Below are 18,040 nucleotides of genomic sequence, written 5' to 3'. Positions count from 1 at the left end.
GGATAAGGCGTTTACGCCGCATCCGGCATCTGCGCGGTTTAACCAATCGTCATCAGACTCGCATTCCCACCCGCAGCCGCAGTGTTCACACTCAGCGAACGTTCGTGATACAGGCGTTCCAGCAGTAGATTCGTTTCGCCGCGTGCGAAGCCCTGCACTGAAACAATCGCGCCGTCGCGGGCCGCAACCTGTTCACACAGTTTACGCAGCTGATCGGAATCGCCGTGGTAAATCACCGCATCGAAGAACTGGCTCATGAGTACATCCGCTTTGGCGAAGCGGATACGCTCGCTCACCTCTTTCGGCAGCTTTTTCGCCAGTTCGCGCTGGAGTGGGGTTTCCGGCCACAGCACTTCGCTACCGACAGCCATGACGGCCGCCAGTTGGGTCAGCGCATCCTGTTCGTCATCGGCGACGCAAAGTACACGTTCGCGCGGCATCAGCGTCCAGGTGTTGCGTTCACCGGTCGGGCCCGGCAGTACGCGTTGGGTTCCGGCTTGCGCCAGTTCGCCATACTGCTGGCACAGCGCGCTCAGCGAGGCATTACCGTTGCCCCAGTTTTTCAGCGCGGTGAGCGGTTTTTCCAGCAGCGCTTTCAGCTGTGCGTCTACCGGGTATTCCGCGTCCTGACGTGCAAGCGTTTTGCCCAACGCCGTTTCCGGGCGGCTGGTCAGCAGGCGATAGAGATAGAGCGGGCCGCCCGCTTTCGGGCCGGTGCCGGATAATCCTTCACCGCCGAATGGCTGCACGCCCACCACTGCGCCGACCATGTTGCGGTTGACGTACAGGTTGCCGACTTTCGCGCTACCCGTGACCTGAGCGATGGTTTCGTCGATACGCGTATGCACACCCAGCGTCAAACCGTAGCCAGAGGCGTTAATTTGCTCAATCAGTTTGTCCAGATTATTGCGGTTGTAACGCACCACGTGCAGTACCGGGCCGAACACTTCTTTCTTCAGTTCATCAAAACTTTCCAGCTCGATAAGCGTCGGGGCAACAAAGGTACCGGACTGCCATTCGCGCGCGTCGTCGCTGTTTTCGCGTGCTGCCTGGAAGACGGTGCGGCCTTTGGCGCGCATCGCCTGAATGTGGCGTTCGATATTGGTTTTGGCTTCGTCATCAATCACCGGACCGATGTCGGTAGTCAGACGGCCAGGGTTGCCCATGCGGCATTCACCCATCGCACCGCGCAGCATCGTGAGGGTGTGATCGGCAATATCGTCCTGCAGGCAGAGTACGCGCAGGGCGGAGCAGCGCTGGCCTGCGCTATCAAAGGCGGAGGCGACGACATCCACCACAACCTGCTCGGTGAGCGCGGAAGAATCGACGATCATCGCGTTCATCCCGCCCGTTTCGGCGATAAGCGGTGTTGGGCGACCTTGTGCATCCAGACGCGATGCAATGTTGCGTTGTAGCAGGGTAGCGACTTCCGTCGAGCCTGTGAACATCACGCCACGTACGCGGTTGTCGGAGGTGAGTTGCGCGCCCACGGTTTCGCCTCGGCCCGGCAGCAGTTGCACCACGCCCGGCGGTACGCCTGCTTCCAGCAGAATGGCAATCCCCTGTGCGGCAATCAGCGGCGTTTGCTCGGCGGGTTTCGCCAGCACGCTGTTACCGGCGGCGAGGGCGGCGGCAATTTGCCCGGTAAAGATGGCCAGCGGGAAGTTCCACGGGCTGATACACACCACCGGGCCCAGCGGACGGTGAGTTTCGTTGTCGAAATCGTGACGCACCTGACCGGCGTAATAGTGCAGGAAATCGACCGCTTCACGCACTTCAGCAATCGCGTTGCTGAAGGTTTTCCCGGCTTCGCGCACCAGAATGCCAATTAACTGCTGCATCTGGCCTTCCATCAGCACGGCGGCGCGTTCCAGAATGGCGGCACGTTCCTGCGGTGGTGTGGCAAACCAGATTGGCGCATTGTTCACCGCGCTGGTGAGCGCCTGTTCGACTTCGTTTTCGCTGGCTTCACGCACGTAGCCAACGATATCCTTCGGCTCTGCCGGGTTAAGCAGCGGCGTCATTTCGCCTTCGGCGACCGGATGCTCCAGCATCGGCAGGGCACGCCATTTTTGCAGCGCACTGTTCAGCAGCGAGGAAGAGAGCGAGGCCAGACGATGTTCGTTAGCGAGATCGAGACCCGCAGAGTTGGCGCGGTCTTTCCCGTACAGATCGCGCGGCAGCGCGATTTTCGGATGCGGCAGGCCAGCGGCCCCTTCCTGAATGGCCATTTTCTCAACGGCTTCAACCGGATCGGCCACCAGTTCATCGAGCGGCAGGGTGGTATCCGCGATACGGTTTACGAAGGAGGTGTTCGCACCGTTTTCCAGCAGACGGCGCACCAGATACGCCAGCAGCGTTTCATGGGTGCCGACCGGGGCGTAAATACGGCACGGACGGTTTAATTTGCCCTCGGCGACTTTACCCACCACTTGTTCATACAGCGGTTCACCCATGCCGTGCAGGCACTGGAACTCATACTGACCCGGATAGTAGTTCTGCCCGGCCAGTTGATAAATGGCTGCCAGGGTGTGGGCGTTATGGGTGGCGAACTGCGGATAAATCAGGTTCGGCACGCCAAGCAGTTTCTTCGCGCAGGCGAGGTAAGAGACGTCGGTGTACACCTTGCGGGTGTAGACCGGATACCCTTCCAGGCCGTCCATTTGCGCGCGTTTGATTTCGCTGTCCCAGTACGCGCCTTTCACCAGACGAATCATCAGGCGGCGACGGCTGCGGGTCGCGAGGTCAATCAGATAATCAATGACGAACGGACAGCGTTTCTGGTACGCCTGAATAACAAAGCCAATGCCGTTCCATCCCGCCAGTTCTGGCTCGAAGCACAGTTTTTCCAGCAGGTCGAGGGAGATCTCCAGACGGTCAGCTTCTTCAGCGTCGATGTTAATGCCGATATCGTACTGGCGCGCCAGCAGCGTCAGCGATTTCAGGCGCGGATAGAGTTCGTCCATGACGCGGTCATACTGCGCACGGCTGTAGCGCGGATGCAGGGCAGAAAGCTTAATCGAGATGCCAGGGCCTTCATAGATGCCGCGCCCGTTAGAGGCTTTACCAATCGCATGGATCGCCTGTTGATAAGAGACCATATAGGCCTGCGCATCGGCGGCGGTCAGGGCTGCTTCACCCAGCATATCGTAAGAGTAGCGGAAACCTTTCTCTTCCAGTTTACGCGCATTGGCCAGCGCTTCGGCGATGGTTTCCCCGGTGACGAACTGTTCGCCCATCAGGCGCATCGCCATATCCACGCCTTTGCGGATCAGCGGTTCACCGCTTTTGCCGATAATGCGGTTGAGCGAGCGAGAAAGGCTGGCTTCGTTGTGGGTGGAGACCAGTTTACCAGTGAACAGCAGGCCCCAGGTCGCCGCGTTGACAAACAGCGATGGACTACGGCCAATGTGCGATTGCCAGTTGCCATTGCTGATTTTGTCGCGGATCAGCGCATCACGCGTCGCTTTATCCGGAATACGCAGCAGCGCTTCGGCCAGGCACATCAGCGCCACACCTTCCTGCGAGGAGAGTGAAAACTCCTGCAACAGGCTCTGCACCATGCCCGCACGTCCGCTGGCGGTTTTTTGATTGCGCAGTTTTTCCGCCAGTTTCCATGCCAGCTGGTGAGCCTGAGCGGCGATATTTTCCGGCAGACGAGCCTGCTCCATTAACATAGGAACCGCATCGGTTTCGCTGCGGCGCCAGGCGGCAGTGATGGCAGCACGACTCACGGACTGCGGCAGGATCTGTTCGGCGAATTCGAGGAACGGCTGGTGTGGCTCTTCCTGGGCGGTGATGATTTCATCGCTCTCATTGGCGGCCCCGGCGAGCAGTGCCGGTAATTCTGGCAAGACTTCATCGTTTTCCAGCTTTTCCAGGTAATTAAAGATTGCCTGCTTAATTAACCAGTGTGGGGTGCGATCAATTCGCGTGGCCGCACTTTTAATTCGCTCGCGCGTGGCTTCATCCAGCTTAACACCCATGGTGGTGGTGCCCATGCCATCTACTCCTGTTGTTTTGTAGTCATATTTTAGGCGTAGCAAGAATATCTACTATGTTGCAACTTTGTGCAACCGTGTTAAATGTGACATCAATTGCAACCTGAGAAATGAATTTATTGTTAAAAGAAAAACTGATGGTATGGAATGTAACCGATGTATCTGAAAGCTTGATTTTGAGGGCTAGTTAACAGTTCTAAATGGTGCAACCCTAAAAAGCGTGAGGGAGTGCAACCTATAGGAAAATGGTATTACGACAGGGATGCATTCGATGTGAATGCAGTGTTAAATCATTTGTGAAAAATCTTCGCTTCCGTCAGGATACGGTCGCCTGAATAACAGAACAGGCCTTTACCTCGTTCCGGTAAGGGAATAACGACAAGTCGGATGTTGTCGACGAATAAATCTGGAGAGTTTAATGAATATAAGCACACCGATGCTGGTGACTTTTTTTGTCTATATCTTTGGCATGATATTAATTGGGTTTTTCGCCTGGCGATCGACGAAAAACTTCGATGATTATATCCTCGGGGGACGAAGTCTTGGGCCTTTTGTGACGGCGCTTTCTGCGGGCGCGTCGGATATGAGCGGTTGGCTGCTGATGGGCCTGCCGGGGGCCATTTTTATCGCCGGTATCTCGGAAAGCTGGATTGCTATCGGCCTGACCGTTGGCGCGTGGATCAACTGGAAACTGGTTGCCGGTCGTCTGCGTGTACACACCGAAGCCAACAATAATGCGCTGACGCTGCCGGATTACTTCACCGGACGCTTTGAAGATAAGAGCCGCGTACTGCGCATTATCTCTGCGCTGGTGATTCTGCTGTTCTTCACCATCTATTGTGCGTCAGGCATTGTGGCCGGGGCGCGTCTGTTCGAAAGCACCTTCGGCATGAGTTATGAAACGGCGCTGTGGGCCGGTGCCGCCGCGACCATCATTTACACCTTTATCGGCGGCTTCCTCGCCGTGAGCTGGACCGACACCGTGCAGGCCAGCCTGATGATTTTCGCGCTGATTCTGACGCCGGTGATGGTTATCCTCGCCGTGGGCGGCCTGGATGATTCGATGGAGGTTATCAAGCAAAAGAGCATTGAGAACATCGATATGCTCAAAGGGCTGAACTTCGTCGCCATCATTTCCCTGATGGGCTGGGGGCTTGGTTACTTCGGTCAGCCGCACATTCTGGCGCGTTTCATGGCGGCAGATTCCCACCACAGCATCGTGCATGCGCGTCGTATCAGTATGACCTGGATGATCCTGTGTCTGGCGGGTGCGGTCGCGGTTGGCTTCTTTGGTATCGCCTACTTCCAGAATAACCCGGCGGTTGCGGGCCCGGTAAGTCAGAACGCCGAACGCGTGTTTATCGAACTGGCGCAAATCCTGTTTAACCCGTGGATTGCCGGTATTCTGCTTTCAGCGATTCTGGCCGCGGTGATGTCTACCCTGAGCTGCCAGTTGCTGGTGTGCTCCAGCGCGATTACGGAAGACCTGTACAAAGCGTTTCTGCGTAAAAACGCCAGCCAGAAAGAGCTGGTGTGGGTAGGGCGTTTGATGGTGCTGGTGGTGGCGTTGGTGGCGATTGCGCTGGCGGCAAACCCGGAAAACCGCGTACTTGGTCTGGTGAGTTACGCCTGGGCAGGCTTTGGCGCGGCGTTTGGCCCGGTGGTACTGTTCTCGGTGCTGTGGTCACGTATGACGCGTAACGGCGCGCTGGCGGGGATGATTATCGGTGCGGTAACCGTGATCGTCTGGAAGCACTTCGAGCTGCTGGGCCTGTACGAAATCATTCCGGGCTTCATTTTCGGTAGCCTGGGGATTGTTATCTTCAGCCTGCTGGACAAAGCACCGTCAGCGGCGATGCGTAAACGCTTCGAAGAAGCGGACGCACATTACCATTCTGCACCGCCGTCGCGTTTACAGGCGGAGTAAACACGTTGCCGGATGCGCTGCGCTTATCCGGCCTACAGGAGAATTTGTAGGCCGGATAAGGCGTTAGCCGCATCCGGCATTTTATCATCCGAAATTTCCCGCCTGCACATCTTACTGCTTTTACATTTGCTTATCATTTCCGACATATTTCACTTGAATTTCGTCTTTGCGTAATGATAATCGCTATCACTCACATTTACTTTTCTTTGCATGTGTTGACTGCGATTCACATTTAAGGACGTTCGCATGTTTGTGCCTTTTTTGATTATGCTGCGCGAAGGATTAGAAGCCGCGCTGATTGTTAGCCTTATCGCCAGCTATTTGAAACGCACACAGCGTGGTGGCTTGATAGGCGTGATGTGGATTGGCGTATTCCTGGCTGCGGCGCTCTGCCTCGGGCTGGGTATCTTTATCAACGAAACCACCGGCGAATTCCCGCAAAAAGAACAGGAGCTGTTTGAAGGTATCGTGGCGGTTATCGCCGTCGTCATCCTGACCTGGATGGTGTTCTGGATGCGCAAAGTATCGCGCAACGTAAAACAGCAGCTGGAACAGGCGGTGGATAACGCGCTGGCGCGGGGCAATCACCACGGCTGGGCGCTGGTGATGATGGTCTTTTTCGCCGTGGCGCGTGAAGGGCTGGAATCGGTGTTCTTTCTGCTGGCGGCATTCCAGCAGGATCTCGGTATCTGGCCACCGCTGGGCGCGGTGCTGGGGCTGGCGACAGCCGTCGTGCTGGGCTTCTTGCTCTACTGGGGCGGCATTCGCCTGAACCTTGGCGCGTTCTTCAAATGGACCAGCCTGTTTATTTTGCTGGTCGCCGCAGGGCTTGCCGCCGGAGCGATTCGCGCGTTCCACGAAGCCGGGCTGTGGAACCACTTCCAGGATGTCGCGTTTGATTTCAGCGGCACGCTCACCACCCACTCACTGTTTGGCACGTTGATGGAAGGCATATTTGGCTACCAGGAAGCGCCAAGCGTCAGTGAAGTGGCGGTCTGGTTACTCTATTTACTGCCTGCGCTGGCGCTCTTTTTCTGGCCAGCGCGCGCGCCGAATGCAGCATCACGTATCGCCCCGTAAGGCAAATGGCTTTTACTCATTGAAAGGGATGGACCATGAACACTATTTTTCGCCGTAGCGTGCTCGCCGCGCTGTGCTCTTTCGCATTCTCTGCGCAGGCTGCTGACATTCCGAAGGTCAATGTCACGGTAAACGACAAACAGTGTGAGCCGATGACGCTCACCGTCAATGCCGGTAAAACACAGTTTATCATTCAGAACCATAGCCAGAAGGCGCTGGAGTGGGAGATCCTCAAGGGCGTGATGGTGGTAGAAGAGCGTGAAAATATCGCGCCGGGCTTTACGCAAAAAATGACCGCCAATCTGCAACCGGGTGAATATGAGATGACCTGCGGCCTGCTGACCAACCCGAAAGGCAAGCTGATTGTTAAAGGTGAAGCCACGAAGGATGCGGCGAAAGCCGATGCGGTATTAAGCCTGGGCGAGGCGATTACCGCCTATAAAACCTATGTGACTGCGCAGACGGCAGAGCTGGTAAAAGCCACTAAAGCCTTTACCGATGCGGTGAAAGCGGGGGATATCGAAAAAGCGAAATCCCTGTACGCACCTACGCGTCAGTACTACGAACGTATTGAACCAATTGCAGAGCTGTTCTCTGACCTCGATGGCAGCATCGATGCCCGTGAAGATGATTATGAGCAGAAAGCCGCTGACCCGAAATTCACCGGCTTCCACCGTCTTGAGAAGGCACTCTTTGGCGACAACAGCACCAAAGGAATGGATAAGTATGCCGAACAGCTTTACAGCGATGTGGTTGACCTGCAAAAGCGTATTGCAGAATTGGCCTTCCCGCCGTCAAAAGTGGTCGGCGGTGCTGCCGGGCTGATTGAAGAAGTGGCCGCCAGCAAAATCAGCGGTGAGGAAGATCGCTACAGCCATACCGACCTGTGGGATTTCCAGGCCAACATTGATGGCGCGCAGAAGATTGTTGACCTGCTGCGTCCGCAACTGCAAAAAGAGAACAGTGCGCTGCTGGCGAAAGTGGATGCCAACTTTAAGAAAGTCGATGCGATCCTCGCCAAATATCGCACCAAAAACGGTTTTGAGACCTACGACAAACTGACCGATGCGGATCGCAACGCGCTGAAGGGGCCAATCACCACTCTGGCGGAAGATTTAGCGCAGCTGCGCGGGATTCTGGGTCTGGATTAAGCATCATGGCAGAGCAACATAAAACCGGCGTGAATGAACCTTCACGCCGTCGCTGGCTGAAGGGCGTAGGCGCGCTGGCGCTGGCGGCGGGTTGCCCGGTGGCGCACGGTGCGAAAGCCGTTGCGCCAGCGGTGACCGGGCGCGATGAGAAACAGCCTTTTTACGGGGTGCATCAGGCGGGCGTGCTAACACCGCAGCAGGCATCGATGATGCTGGTGGCGTTTGACGTGCTGGCCTCCGATCGCGCCGATCTACAACGGTTGATGCGTCTGCTGACCACGCGGATTGCCTTTCTCACTGAGGGAGGCCCGGCGCCAGAGACGCCAAATCCGCGTTTGCCGCCGATGGATTCCGGTATTCTTGGGGCGTGGATCGCCCCGGATAACCTGACCATGACGGTATCGGTCGGGCAGTCACTGTTTGATGAGCGTTTCGGGCTGGCAGCGCATGCGCCGAAAAAGCTGCAAAAAATGGCGCGCTTTCCGAATGATTCATTAGATGCGGCGTTATGCCACGGTGACCTGCTGCTGCAAATTTGCGCCAATACGCAGGATACGGTTATCCATGCGTTGCGCGACATCATTAAGCACACGCCGGATCTCCTGAGCGTACGCTGGAAGCGGGAAGGGTTTATCTCTGACCACGCCGCACGCAGTAAAGGTAAAGAGACGCCGGTTAACCTGCTCGGTTTTAAAGATGGCACCGCAAACCCGGATAGTGGCGATAAATCGCTGATGGACAACGTGGTGTGGGTGACGAAGGATCAACAGGAACCCGCGTGGGCGGTGGGCGGCTCGTATCAGGCGGTGCGCATCATTCAGTTCCACGTCGAGTTCTGGGATCGAACGCCGCTCAAAGAACAGCAGACCATTTTTGGCCGCGATAAGCAGAGTGGTGCGCCGCTCGGAATGCAGCATGAGCATGATGTACCCAATTATAGCCGTGATCCAGAAGGTGAGGTGATTGCGCTGGACAGCCATATCCGATTGGCAAACCCGAGAACCGCCGAGACGCAGTCCAGCCTGATGATGCGTCGGGGGTACAGCTATTCTCTCGGCGTGACCAATTCGGGGCAACTGGATATGGGGCTGTTATTTGTCTGCTATCAGCACGATCTGGAAAAGGGATTTCTCGCGGTACAGAAACGGCTGAATGGTGAAGCGCTCGAGGAGTATGTTAAACCCATCGGCGGCGGCTACTTCTTCGTGCTGCCGGGTGTGCCGTCATCGGCATCCTATCTTGGGCAAACGCTGCTTGAAGCCTGAATCATTCCAAACTTGCCTGATGGCGCTGCGCTTATCAGGCCTACAAAATGCCTGCAAAAATTTGTAGGCCGGATAAGGCGTTTACGCCGCATCCGGCATTAACCAGGCGCACGTTGTCAATAATCTGAAAAACACCTACCTCTTTGGGTAGGTGGTATATCCACTCTTTTTTCTTGTTTCTATCCCATTGATATAATTCTGTAATATAAATAGAAGAGACTGTCTGTGAACGGATGGGATCTAATTTGTTACTTTTAGGTAAAATTTAAATTGCATTCTTAATTATTTTTGATGTATTTAATAAGTAGTAGCGGTAGTTCCCGGTTGTGATGTAGCTCACTATGGAGATCGCGAATGGTAGCGTCCTTTATCGGACAAGGTAAAAACAGTCACCGCACCACTCCGAGCGGAGGTTCAGCTTCCGGCAGCGATTTCGTCACCTCAAAAATATCTCATTCTGAAAACAACACTCCCTTTCCCGATGTGGAACGCGATGCGCGTAGTCGTGCTTTCACGTCAGTTCGACAGGCAAGCAATGGCTTACAAGGAAGCCAAACCTCAGACGTTCGTGCGCATAATCGTGCTGCCAACGGCACGTGTGATGTAAACCTACAACTCAAGGTGCTATCCATGGGAAGACAAAAAGCAGTGACTAAAGCTCGTCGTGAAGCGAAACGTGTGCTGAGACGGGATTCACGTAGCCATAAACAGCGTGAAGAAGAATCGGTCACCTCGCTTGTGCAGATGAGTGGCGTGGAATCTATCGGTATGGCGCGGGACAGCCGCGATAACTCACCGATTAAGGCCCGCAATGACGCTCAGGCGCATTATTTGAATGCGATTGAAAGCAAACAGCTGATCTTCGCGACCGGCGAAGCAGGCTGCGGTAAAACCTGGATAAGTGCAGCAAAAGCGGCTGAAGCTCTGATTCATAAGGACGTGGAGAGGATAATCGTTACCCGCCCGGTATTGCAGGCTGATGAAGACCTCGGCTTCCTGCCCGGTGATATCTCTGAGAAGTTCGCGCCTTACTTCCGGCCCGTCTATGACGTGCTGGTGAAACGGCTAGGGGCGTCCTTTATGCAGTACTGCCTGCGCCCGGAAATCGGCAAGGTGGAAATCGCGCCGTTCGCTTATATGCGCGGACGTACATTTGAAAATGCGGTGGTCATTCTCGACGAGGCCCAGAACGTCACCGCTGCGCAAATGAAGATGTTTTTGACGCGCCTCGGGGAGAACGTGACGGTTATCGTCAACGGTGATATCACCCAGTGTGACCTGCCGCGCGGCGTCTTGTCCGGGTTAAGCGACGCGCTGGAGCGCTTTGAAGAAGATGAGATGGTAGGGGTAGTGCGCTTTACCAAAGAAGATTGTGTGCGCTCGGCGCTGTGCCAGCGAACGCTGAAAGCGTATTACTGATGCGGTGAGGTTGTGGCAAAGCCCGGGTAACCGGGCTTTGGTGTTTTTGGGCGTGGTGCGGTATTTGTCCCCTCACCCTAACCCTCTCCCCAAAGGGGCGAGGGGATCGAATGTGCTCGCTGTTAAGTTCGGCGCTGGTTTTCTCCCTCGCCCCTTTGGGGAGAGGGCCGGGGTGAGGGGAGCAGGCGACACCTGAACAACAGGCGAAAAAAAAGCCCGTACTTTCGTACGAGCTCTTTCTCGAATATGGCGGTGAGGCGGGGATTGACTCGCTGCGCTCGCCCTGCGGGCAGCCCGTTCACTACGTTCACGGTCTGTCCAACTGGCTGCGCCAGTTGTCGAACCCCGGTCCGGGCTTCTCACCCCGCCTGGCTGTGCAACAGGCGAAAAAAGAGCTCGTACTTTCGTACGAGCTCTTTCTCGAATATGGCGGTGAGGCGGGGATTCGAACCCCGGATACGTTGCCGTATACACACTTTCCAGGCGTGCTCCTTCAGCCACTCGGACACCTCACCATATTGTTTTGCTGCCGAACTGCTTGGGTGGCAACGGGGCGCTACTATAGGGAGTTGCCCTAAAACGGTCAAGCATAATTTCTTAATTATCTCTCGTTCGGTTAAGCATTGAACATATTCCCCGTCCGGATGCGAACGGGGAGGTAAATCAACGTTGTGAATCAAGCAATTCGTTATTTTTCACGACGTCCTGCGCTTTACCATAGCTTTCAATCAATAACTGATAGGCAGGGAAGATGTTGGTATAAACGTCTGCCCACTCTGCTGCGTCCTGGCGATTCCATGTGCCTTGCAATTCCGCAGCGACCGCTGCGGTATCCATTGGCACAACACCTGCCTGAACCACCCGTGCGAGGGTAATCTCTTGTGCCATTTTACTGTAAGTACCCGATGCGTCGATCACGGCAAAAACTTTGTATCCTTCAGCGACAGCCGCAATGGCCGGGAAAGCCATGCATACACTGGTGATCGTTCCGGCGATAATTAAGGTATTACGCCCCGTCGCTTTGACCGCTGCGACAAACTCCGGGTTATCCCAAGCATTAATCTCCCCCCGACGCGAAACGTACTGTGCATGTGGAGCATTCTGGTGAATCTCCGGGATCAAAGGACCGTTTGGCCCCTGTGGAACAGATGCCGTGGTGATGACCGGTAGTTTTGCCAGCGTCGCCATTTTTGCCAGCGCAGCCGCACGGGCACGCAATTCCGGCATAGGCATGTCGGCCACGGTCTGGAACAGGCCGCTTTGATGATCAATCAGTAGCATTACGGCATCATTAACATCAATAACCGGACGGGTATTGTTAAAATTAGCGGGAATAGACATGTTATTTACCTCGTGTTGTTAAATCTGGCCGAAGCGGCCTGAATTAAAATCGCGAATCGCTTCGGCGATTTGCGCCTTGTTATTCATCACAAATGGCCCGTACCCAATAATCGGCTCGTTCAGGGGCTCACCTGCCAGCAGGAGAACGCTGGAATCCGCTTGTGCCTGAAGATGTATCTCTTCACCCTGCTGGTCGAAAACCACTAACTGGCCCTCCAGCGCAGATTTCTCTCCGTTAAGGGTTACTTCGCCTTTTAGCACGACCAGCGCGGTGCTCCAGCCATTGGGCTGCTTAAATTCAACGTCATGCCCGCGTTTTAACTGCATATCCCACACATTCAGCGGCGAGAAGGTGTGCGCCGGCCCGTTGATGTCGTGATAGTGGCCTGCAATGATGCGCAGAGTGCCACCGCCATCGGGTAATGCGATGTGCGGAATATCCTCTGCACGGATGCTTTGGTAGCCTGGCGTCGCCATCTTGTCTTTTGCCGGCAGGTTGACCCATAGCTGAATCATCTTGAGTTCACCGCCGGTTTGGCTAAAGGCTTGAGAATGAAACTCTTCGTGCAAAATTCCCGCGCCTGCTGTCATCCACTGGACATCACCTGGGCCAATCACGCCACCTTTACCTGTTGAATCGCGATGTTCCACTTCGCCGTCGTACACCAGCGTGACGGTTTCAAATCCACGATGCGGATGTTCCCCGACACCGCGCTTCTCGCTTCCTGCCGGAAAAGTGAAGGGCCCGGCATAGTCGAGGAGCAGGAAGGGGCTCAACTGCTCACCGTGGCTCTGGTACGAAAACAGTGAACGTACCGGGAAGCCATTGCCCACCCAGTGCGGGGCGGGGGCGGTATACACGCCTGTAATCTTTTTCATCGTTATCTCCTGCATCTCTGTTTCTGATGTCATTAAGCTTACTTTCGGCGTTAATATCCCGGTAGATGGCAAAATAGCGCTACACTGTTCTGAAAATGGAACGATGAGGTAGATATGCAGGATCTCAATGATTTCGCATGGTTTGTGCAGGTGGTGGATCACGGAGGATTTGCAGCGGCCGGTAGGGCGCTCGATCAGCCGAAGTCGAAACTGAGTCGGCGCATTGCGCAGCTGGAGGCGCGGCTTGGGGTGAGGTTAATCCATCGCACCACCCGGCACTTTACGGTGACAGACGTTGGGCAGACGTTCTATCAGCACTGCAAAGCCATGCTGGTAGAGGCGGAGGCGGCGCAGGACGCGGTGGCGACATTACAATCAGAACCGCGCGGTACGGTACGGATCGTATGCCCTGTCACATTACTGCATGTGCACGTTGGTCCGATGCTGGCGCGTTTTATGGTGCGTTATCCGGGCGTCAATGTGCAGCTCGAGGCGACCAACAGACGTGTAGATGTCGTGGCGGAAGGGATAGATATCGCGATACGCGTACGTCCTCGGCCCTTTGAAGATAGCGATCTGGTGATGCGCGTGCTGGCGGATCGTGGCCATCGACTGGTCGCGAGCCCCGAGTTGGTTGCGCGTATGGGCAAGCCGCTGGCACCCGCTTCGTTGAGCAGTTGGCCTGGCTTAAGCCCTGGCGCGGGTAAACAGCATCGCTGGGAATTGAGTGGACCGGAGGGCGCGCGTGCTGAAGTCTGGTTTACACCGCGCATGATAACAAGCGACATGCTGGCGCTGCGTGAAGCCGCGATAGCGGGGGTAGGCATTGTGCAATTACCTCTATTGATGGTGAGGGAGCAGCTGGCGTCAGGGGAGCTTGTGTCAGTACTTGATGAGTGGCAACCGCGTCGCGAGGTGATCCATGCGGTGTTTGCATCCAGGCGTGGATTACTGCCTTCGGTCAGAGCATTGGTCGATTATCTGGCTGAGGAGTACCAGAAGATGGAGGAGGAATAAAAGGGGGGGGTGACCCGCTGCGCCAGTTGTCGAACCCCGGTCCGGGCTTCTCACCCCGCCTGGCGGTGCAACATGCGAAAAAAAAAGCCCGTACTTTCGTACGAGCTCTTCTTAAAATATGGCGGTGAGGCGGGGATTCGAACCCCGGATACGTTGCCGTATACACACTTTCCAGGCGTGCTCCTTCAGCCACTCGGACACCTCACCATATTGTTTGTTCCGTTGCTGCTGGAACGGGCGCTAATTTAGGGAAATCCGCTGCTTGCGTCAATAAACTTTTTTAAAAAAAGGTTCGTTTAGACAAACTTCAAGCAACTTGCTTTTAAATCAGTCATAAATCGCCTTTTTTGCCACCACAATGCTTTTTACGGGACTGATAAGATAATTTTGCTATGCTGAGGATCCGCTAAAAAAATCAATCAATACCGCGCCGAAGAGATAAAAATACGATGGCGCTTTATGTCAGGAGTAGTTATGGAGATCATCTTTTACCATCCGACCTTTGATACCCCGTACTGGATTGCCCAACTGAGCAAGCAACTGCCGGGCGCGAACGTTCGCGAGTGGAAAAAGGGCGACAATCAGCATGCCGACTATGCGCTGGTCTGGCATCCACCGGTAGAAATGTTGCAGGGCCGCGATTTAAAAGCCGTGTTTGCGCTGGGGGCTGGCGTAGATTCCATTCTCAGTAAGTTAAAAGCGAACCCGGAAATGCTGCCGGAGTCGATTCCGCTGTTTCGCCTCGAAGACACCGGCATGGGGCTGCAAATGCAGGAATATGCCGTAAGTCAGGTGCTGCACTGGTTCCGCCGCTTTGATGATTATCAGGCGCAGCAGCAGAAATCTGAGTGGCAGCCGCTGGCCGACTATCATCGCGAAGATTTCACTATTGGTATCATGGGCGCAGGTGTGCTGGGCGGTAAAGTGGCTGAAAGTCTGCTGGCGTGGGGCTTCCCGGTACGCTGCTGGAGCCGTAGCCGCAAAACGTTGCCCGGTGTGCAAAGTTTTGCCGGAACCGAAGAACTGGGCGATTTCCTGCGTGAAACGCGCGTTTTAATCAACCTGTTGCCGAATACGGCGGAAACCGTTGGCATTATTAATCTCGACCTGTTGAATCAGTTGCAGGATAAGAGCTATCTGTTGAATCTGGCGCGCGGCGTGCACGTCGTGGAGGATGACCTGTTGCAGGCGCTCAACAACCATAAGCTGAAGGGCGCGATGCTCGATGTCTTCAGCCGTGAGCCGCTGCCGCAGGAAAGCCCGTTGTGGCAGCATCCGCGCGTGGTGATGACCCCGCACATCGCAGCGGTCACCCGCCCGCAGGAGGCCATTGCCTATATCGCCCGTACAATTACGGGGCTGGAGCGCGGCGACCACGTGAGTGGCCAGGTCGACCGCCAGCGCGGCTATTAATCACCTCCACAAACCCGGCTTCTGCCGGGTTTTCGCTAATAAAAGGCCAGGTTTCCTGCTATTCTTGGCGCTAACACGATAGAGGAGAATGTGATGTATCCCGTTGACCTGCATATGCACACTGTTGCCAGCACGCATGCTTATAGCACGCTGCATGACTATATTGCCGAAGCGAAACGTAAAGGCATCAAACTCTTTGCTATCACCGATCACGGCCCGGATATGGCCGACGCACCGCACGCCTGGCACTTTATTAATATGCGTATCTGGCCGCGTATCGTTGATGGCGTGGGGATCCTGCGCGGTATCGAAGCAAACATCAAAAATACTCAGGGTGAAATCGACTGTACCGGGCCCATGCTGACCTCGCTCGATTTCATTATTGCGGGCTTCCACGAGCCGGTTTTCCCACCGCAGGATCAAGCCACGCACACCCAAGCGATGATTGCCTCGATGGCCAGCGGTAATGTGCATATGATTAGCCACCCGGGGAACCCGAAATTCCCGGTGGATATCCAGGCCGTAGCCGAGGCAGCAGCTAAATATCAGGTAGCGCTGGAGATCAATAACTCATCGTTCCTGACCTCGCGTGTGGGTAGCGAAGGTAACTGTCGCGCCATCGCCGCAGCGGTTCGCGATGCCGGCGGCTGGCTGGCGTTGGGCTCAGACTCCCACACGGCATTTACCCTGGGCGAATTTACCGAGTGTCGGAAGATCCTCGATGCCGTCAATTTCCCCGAAGATCGTATTCTTAATGTTACCCCACGTCGTTTCCTGAATTTCCTGGAGTCACGCGGCAAAGCTCCGGTTCCTGAATTTGCCGAATTTTAATGAATGAGATGGATTAATTAATGAACGAGTTTTCAATTCTCTGCCGGGCGCTGGGCTCGCTGTACTACCGTCAGCCGCAGGACCCGCTGCTGGTACCGCTGTTCACCCTGATCCGCGAAGGGAAGCTGGCGGCGAACTGGCCGCTGGAGCAGGATGAACTGCTGACCCGTCTGCAAAAGAGCTGTGATATTCAGCAAATTGCCGCAGATTATAATGCCCTGTTTGTGGGCGAAGAGTGCCGGGTTTCCCCATACCGTAGCGCATGGGTTGACGGTGCGGCAGAAACCGACGTGCGCGCGTTTCTGACTTCGCGCGGCATGCCGCTGGGTGAAAATCCAGCCGACCATATTGGGACGTTACTGCTGGCGGCTTCCTGGCTGGAAGATAATTCGGCAGAGGATGAAAACGAGGCGCTCGAGACGCTGTTCGAAACGTATCTTCTTCCATGGGTCGGCACTTTCCTTGGCAAAGTAGAAGCCCATGCCGCGACCACGTTCTGGCGTACTCTGGCGCTCCTGACCCGCGAAGCGATTAGCGCCATGTGGGACGAGCTGCAGGAAGAGGAAGAAGAGTGATTTAAATCACGTTTATGATGCAATGGATGTAATTGCATTGCGTAAAACGTGTTCACGATCTCAATAACTCGGCGGGCATCTGCTAAAATGCCCGCCATGAACATACTTCTCTCTATTGCAATCACCACAGGCATTCTCTCCGGCGTTTGGGGCTGGGTAGCGGTGTCGTTGGGATTATTAAGCTGGGCCGGTTTCCTCGGCTGTACCGCCTATTTTGCCTGCCCACAAGGTGGGCTGAAGGGCCTGCTTATCTCCGCATGCACCACGATGAGCGGCGTGCTGTGGGCGCAGGTGATTATTTACGGCAGCGCAATGGCGCCGCATCTGGAAATCGTTGGCTATCTGATGACGGGCGTGGTGGCGTTTCTGATGTGTATTCAGGCAAAACAGCTGTTGCTGTCGTTTGTTCCCGGAACGTTTATCGGGGCCTGCGCAACGTTTGCCGGGCAGGGCGACTGGCGCCTGGTGGTACCTTCACTGGCCGTTGGGCTGGTTTTTGGTTTCGCGATGAAAAACAGTGGGCTATGGCTGGCAAATCGGCGAACTTCTGCCTCAACACAACGCGCAGTAGAATAATAAAAACCGGCGACCTTGTGTCGCCGGTTTTGTTTTTTAGTTGCTCATGCCGCTAATTTCAATTTGCGAGGTTTGATTGGTTTTTCTATCGGTAATATTCATCACCAGCTGACCATCTGTATTGGTCACGTTAACGATAAAATCTTCCGTCACCAGCTTACCGGGTTTCCCCTGACTGACGTTACCCATCAAGCTCCCCAGCAACTGAGACTGGATTGATGATGTAAAGGCGCTGAGTGCAGAGGTTTGATCAAACGAATCATCGGAGTTCGGCGCTGAGTAGCCGTTTTGCGCCTGTGCTTCGGAAAGCAGCGTGGAGCCATTTAATGGGTTACCACCAAAATTTGGGTTAACCGGGGTATAGACAAGCTGCCCCGCGATACAGACGTTCGCCAGCATAATGCCTGCCAGACCCAACAGCACTTTATGACGTTTTAACATGGTGTGCCCTCAATCAAATACTGCGATATTGTTTTTTGAGAACGCGTGGTATCACGACGCTTTTATCATAGTTCCCCATACAAAGATTTCCACGGTATCTAATGTAAACGCTCTGAATAAGCAA

Annotated in this window: 14 protein-coding genes and 2 tRNA genes; 10 read left to right on the top strand and 6 right to left on the bottom strand. The window is 55.0% G+C overall.

The window, feature by feature from the left end; translation table 11 throughout:
• Positions 1-38 precede the first annotated feature (38 nt).
• Positions 39-4,001, bottom strand: coding sequence for a trifunctional transcriptional regulator/proline dehydrogenase/L-glutamate gamma-semialdehyde dehydrogenase (gene putA, locus ACWWFX_RS15895; RefSeq protein WP_473224222.1), 3,963 nt, complete (start codon positions 3,999-4,001; stop codon positions 39-41).
• A gap of 418 nt (positions 4,002-4,419) precedes the next feature.
• Here putA and putP point away from each other — a divergent pair, with 418 nt between their 5' ends.
• From putP to phoH, 5 genes are all read left to right on the top strand, one after another.
• Positions 4,420-5,928, top strand: a complete 1,509-nt coding sequence (gene putP, locus ACWWFX_RS15890; RefSeq protein ID WP_276220250.1) for a sodium/proline symporter PutP — start codon at positions 4,420-4,422, stop codon at positions 5,926-5,928.
• Positions 5,929-6,174: 246 nt separating this feature from the next.
• Positions 6,175-7,008, top strand: coding sequence for an iron uptake transporter permease EfeU (gene efeU / locus ACWWFX_RS15885; protein WP_231827702.1), 834 nt, complete (start codon positions 6,175-6,177; stop codon positions 7,006-7,008).
• 35 nt (positions 7,009-7,043) lie between these two features.
• Complete coding sequence (efeO, locus tag ACWWFX_RS15880; RefSeq protein ID WP_473224221.1) at positions 7,044-8,159, top strand: iron uptake system protein EfeO; 1,116 nt, start codon at positions 7,044-7,046, stop codon at positions 8,157-8,159.
• 5 nt (positions 8,160-8,164) lie between these two features.
• Positions 8,165-9,424 (top strand): iron uptake transporter deferrochelatase/peroxidase subunit, encoded by a 1,260-nt coding sequence (gene efeB / locus ACWWFX_RS15875; RefSeq protein ID WP_473224220.1) that lies wholly within the window; start codon positions 8,165-8,167, stop codon positions 9,422-9,424.
• 630 nt (positions 9,425-10,054) lie between these two features.
• Positions 10,055-10,843 carry a phosphate starvation-inducible protein PhoH gene (phoH, locus tag ACWWFX_RS15870; protein WP_231827699.1) on the top strand — a complete coding sequence of 263 codons (789 nt, stop codon included), beginning with the start codon at positions 10,055-10,057 and terminating at the stop codon, positions 10,841-10,843.
• Between the two features lie 427 nt (positions 10,844-11,270).
• On the opposite strand, the gene ACWWFX_RS15865 is transcribed toward phoH, so the two are convergent.
• The 3 genes from ACWWFX_RS15865 to ACWWFX_RS15855 form a co-directional block, all read right to left on the bottom strand.
• Positions 11,271-11,358 (bottom strand) — tRNA-Ser (locus ACWWFX_RS15865).
• A gap of 148 nt (positions 11,359-11,506) precedes the next feature.
• Positions 11,507-12,184 (bottom strand): isochorismatase family protein, encoded by a 678-nt coding sequence (locus ACWWFX_RS15860; protein ID WP_473224219.1) that lies wholly within the window; start codon positions 12,182-12,184, stop codon positions 11,507-11,509.
• Positions 12,185-12,202: 18 nt separating this feature from the next.
• On the bottom strand, positions 12,203-13,063 hold the full coding sequence (locus ACWWFX_RS15855) for a pirin family protein (RefSeq protein ID WP_473224218.1): 861 nt from the start codon (positions 13,061-13,063) through the stop codon (positions 12,203-12,205).
• Between the two features lie 114 nt (positions 13,064-13,177).
• Between ACWWFX_RS15855 and ACWWFX_RS15850 the strand changes: the two genes are divergently transcribed.
• Positions 13,178-14,080, top strand: a complete 903-nt coding sequence (locus tag ACWWFX_RS15850) for a LysR family transcriptional regulator (protein WP_473224217.1) — start codon at positions 13,178-13,180, stop codon at positions 14,078-14,080.
• Positions 14,081-14,199: 119 nt separating this feature from the next.
• Here ACWWFX_RS15850 and ACWWFX_RS15845 read toward each other — a convergent pair.
• A tRNA-Ser gene (locus ACWWFX_RS15845) sits at positions 14,200-14,287 on the bottom strand.
• A 267-nt stretch (positions 14,288-14,554) separates the two neighbouring features.
• Here ACWWFX_RS15845 and ghrA point away from each other — a divergent pair.
• The 4 genes from ghrA to ACWWFX_RS15825 all read left to right on the top strand — a co-directional run bounded on the left by ghrA (position 14,555) and on the right by ACWWFX_RS15825 (position 17,475).
• Entirely contained in the window at positions 14,555-15,493 is a 939-nt protein-coding gene (gene ghrA / locus ACWWFX_RS15840) for a glyoxylate/hydroxypyruvate reductase GhrA (RefSeq protein WP_276220246.1), read from the top strand.
• 93 nt (positions 15,494-15,586) lie between these two features.
• Positions 15,587-16,324 carry a PHP domain-containing protein gene (locus ACWWFX_RS15835; protein WP_473224216.1) on the top strand — a complete coding sequence of 246 codons (738 nt, stop codon included), beginning with the start codon at positions 15,587-15,589 and terminating at the stop codon, positions 16,322-16,324.
• 20 nt (positions 16,325-16,344) lie between these two features.
• Positions 16,345-16,899, top strand: a complete 555-nt coding sequence (locus tag ACWWFX_RS15830) for a TorD/DmsD family molecular chaperone (RefSeq protein ID WP_276220244.1) — start codon at positions 16,345-16,347, stop codon at positions 16,897-16,899.
• 96 nt (positions 16,900-16,995) lie between these two features.
• Positions 16,996-17,475 (top strand): DUF1097 domain-containing protein, encoded by a 480-nt coding sequence (locus tag ACWWFX_RS15825; RefSeq protein ID WP_276220243.1) that lies wholly within the window; start codon positions 16,996-16,998, stop codon positions 17,473-17,475.
• Between the two features lie 36 nt (positions 17,476-17,511).
• Here ACWWFX_RS15825 and ACWWFX_RS15820 read toward each other — a convergent pair whose 3' ends face one another.
• The gene (locus tag ACWWFX_RS15820; protein ID WP_276220242.1) at positions 17,512-17,916 is read right to left on the bottom strand and encodes a curli assembly protein CsgF; all 405 of its coding nucleotides are present in this window, start codon (positions 17,914-17,916) and stop codon (positions 17,512-17,514) included.
• Positions 17,917-18,040 lie beyond the last annotated feature (124 nt).

It is taken from the genome of Pseudocitrobacter sp. 2023LY-00077, from assembly GCF_055796175.1.
The sequence above is the reverse complement of the archived record's forward strand: the minus strand, read 5'-3'. Positions and strand labels throughout refer to the sequence as shown.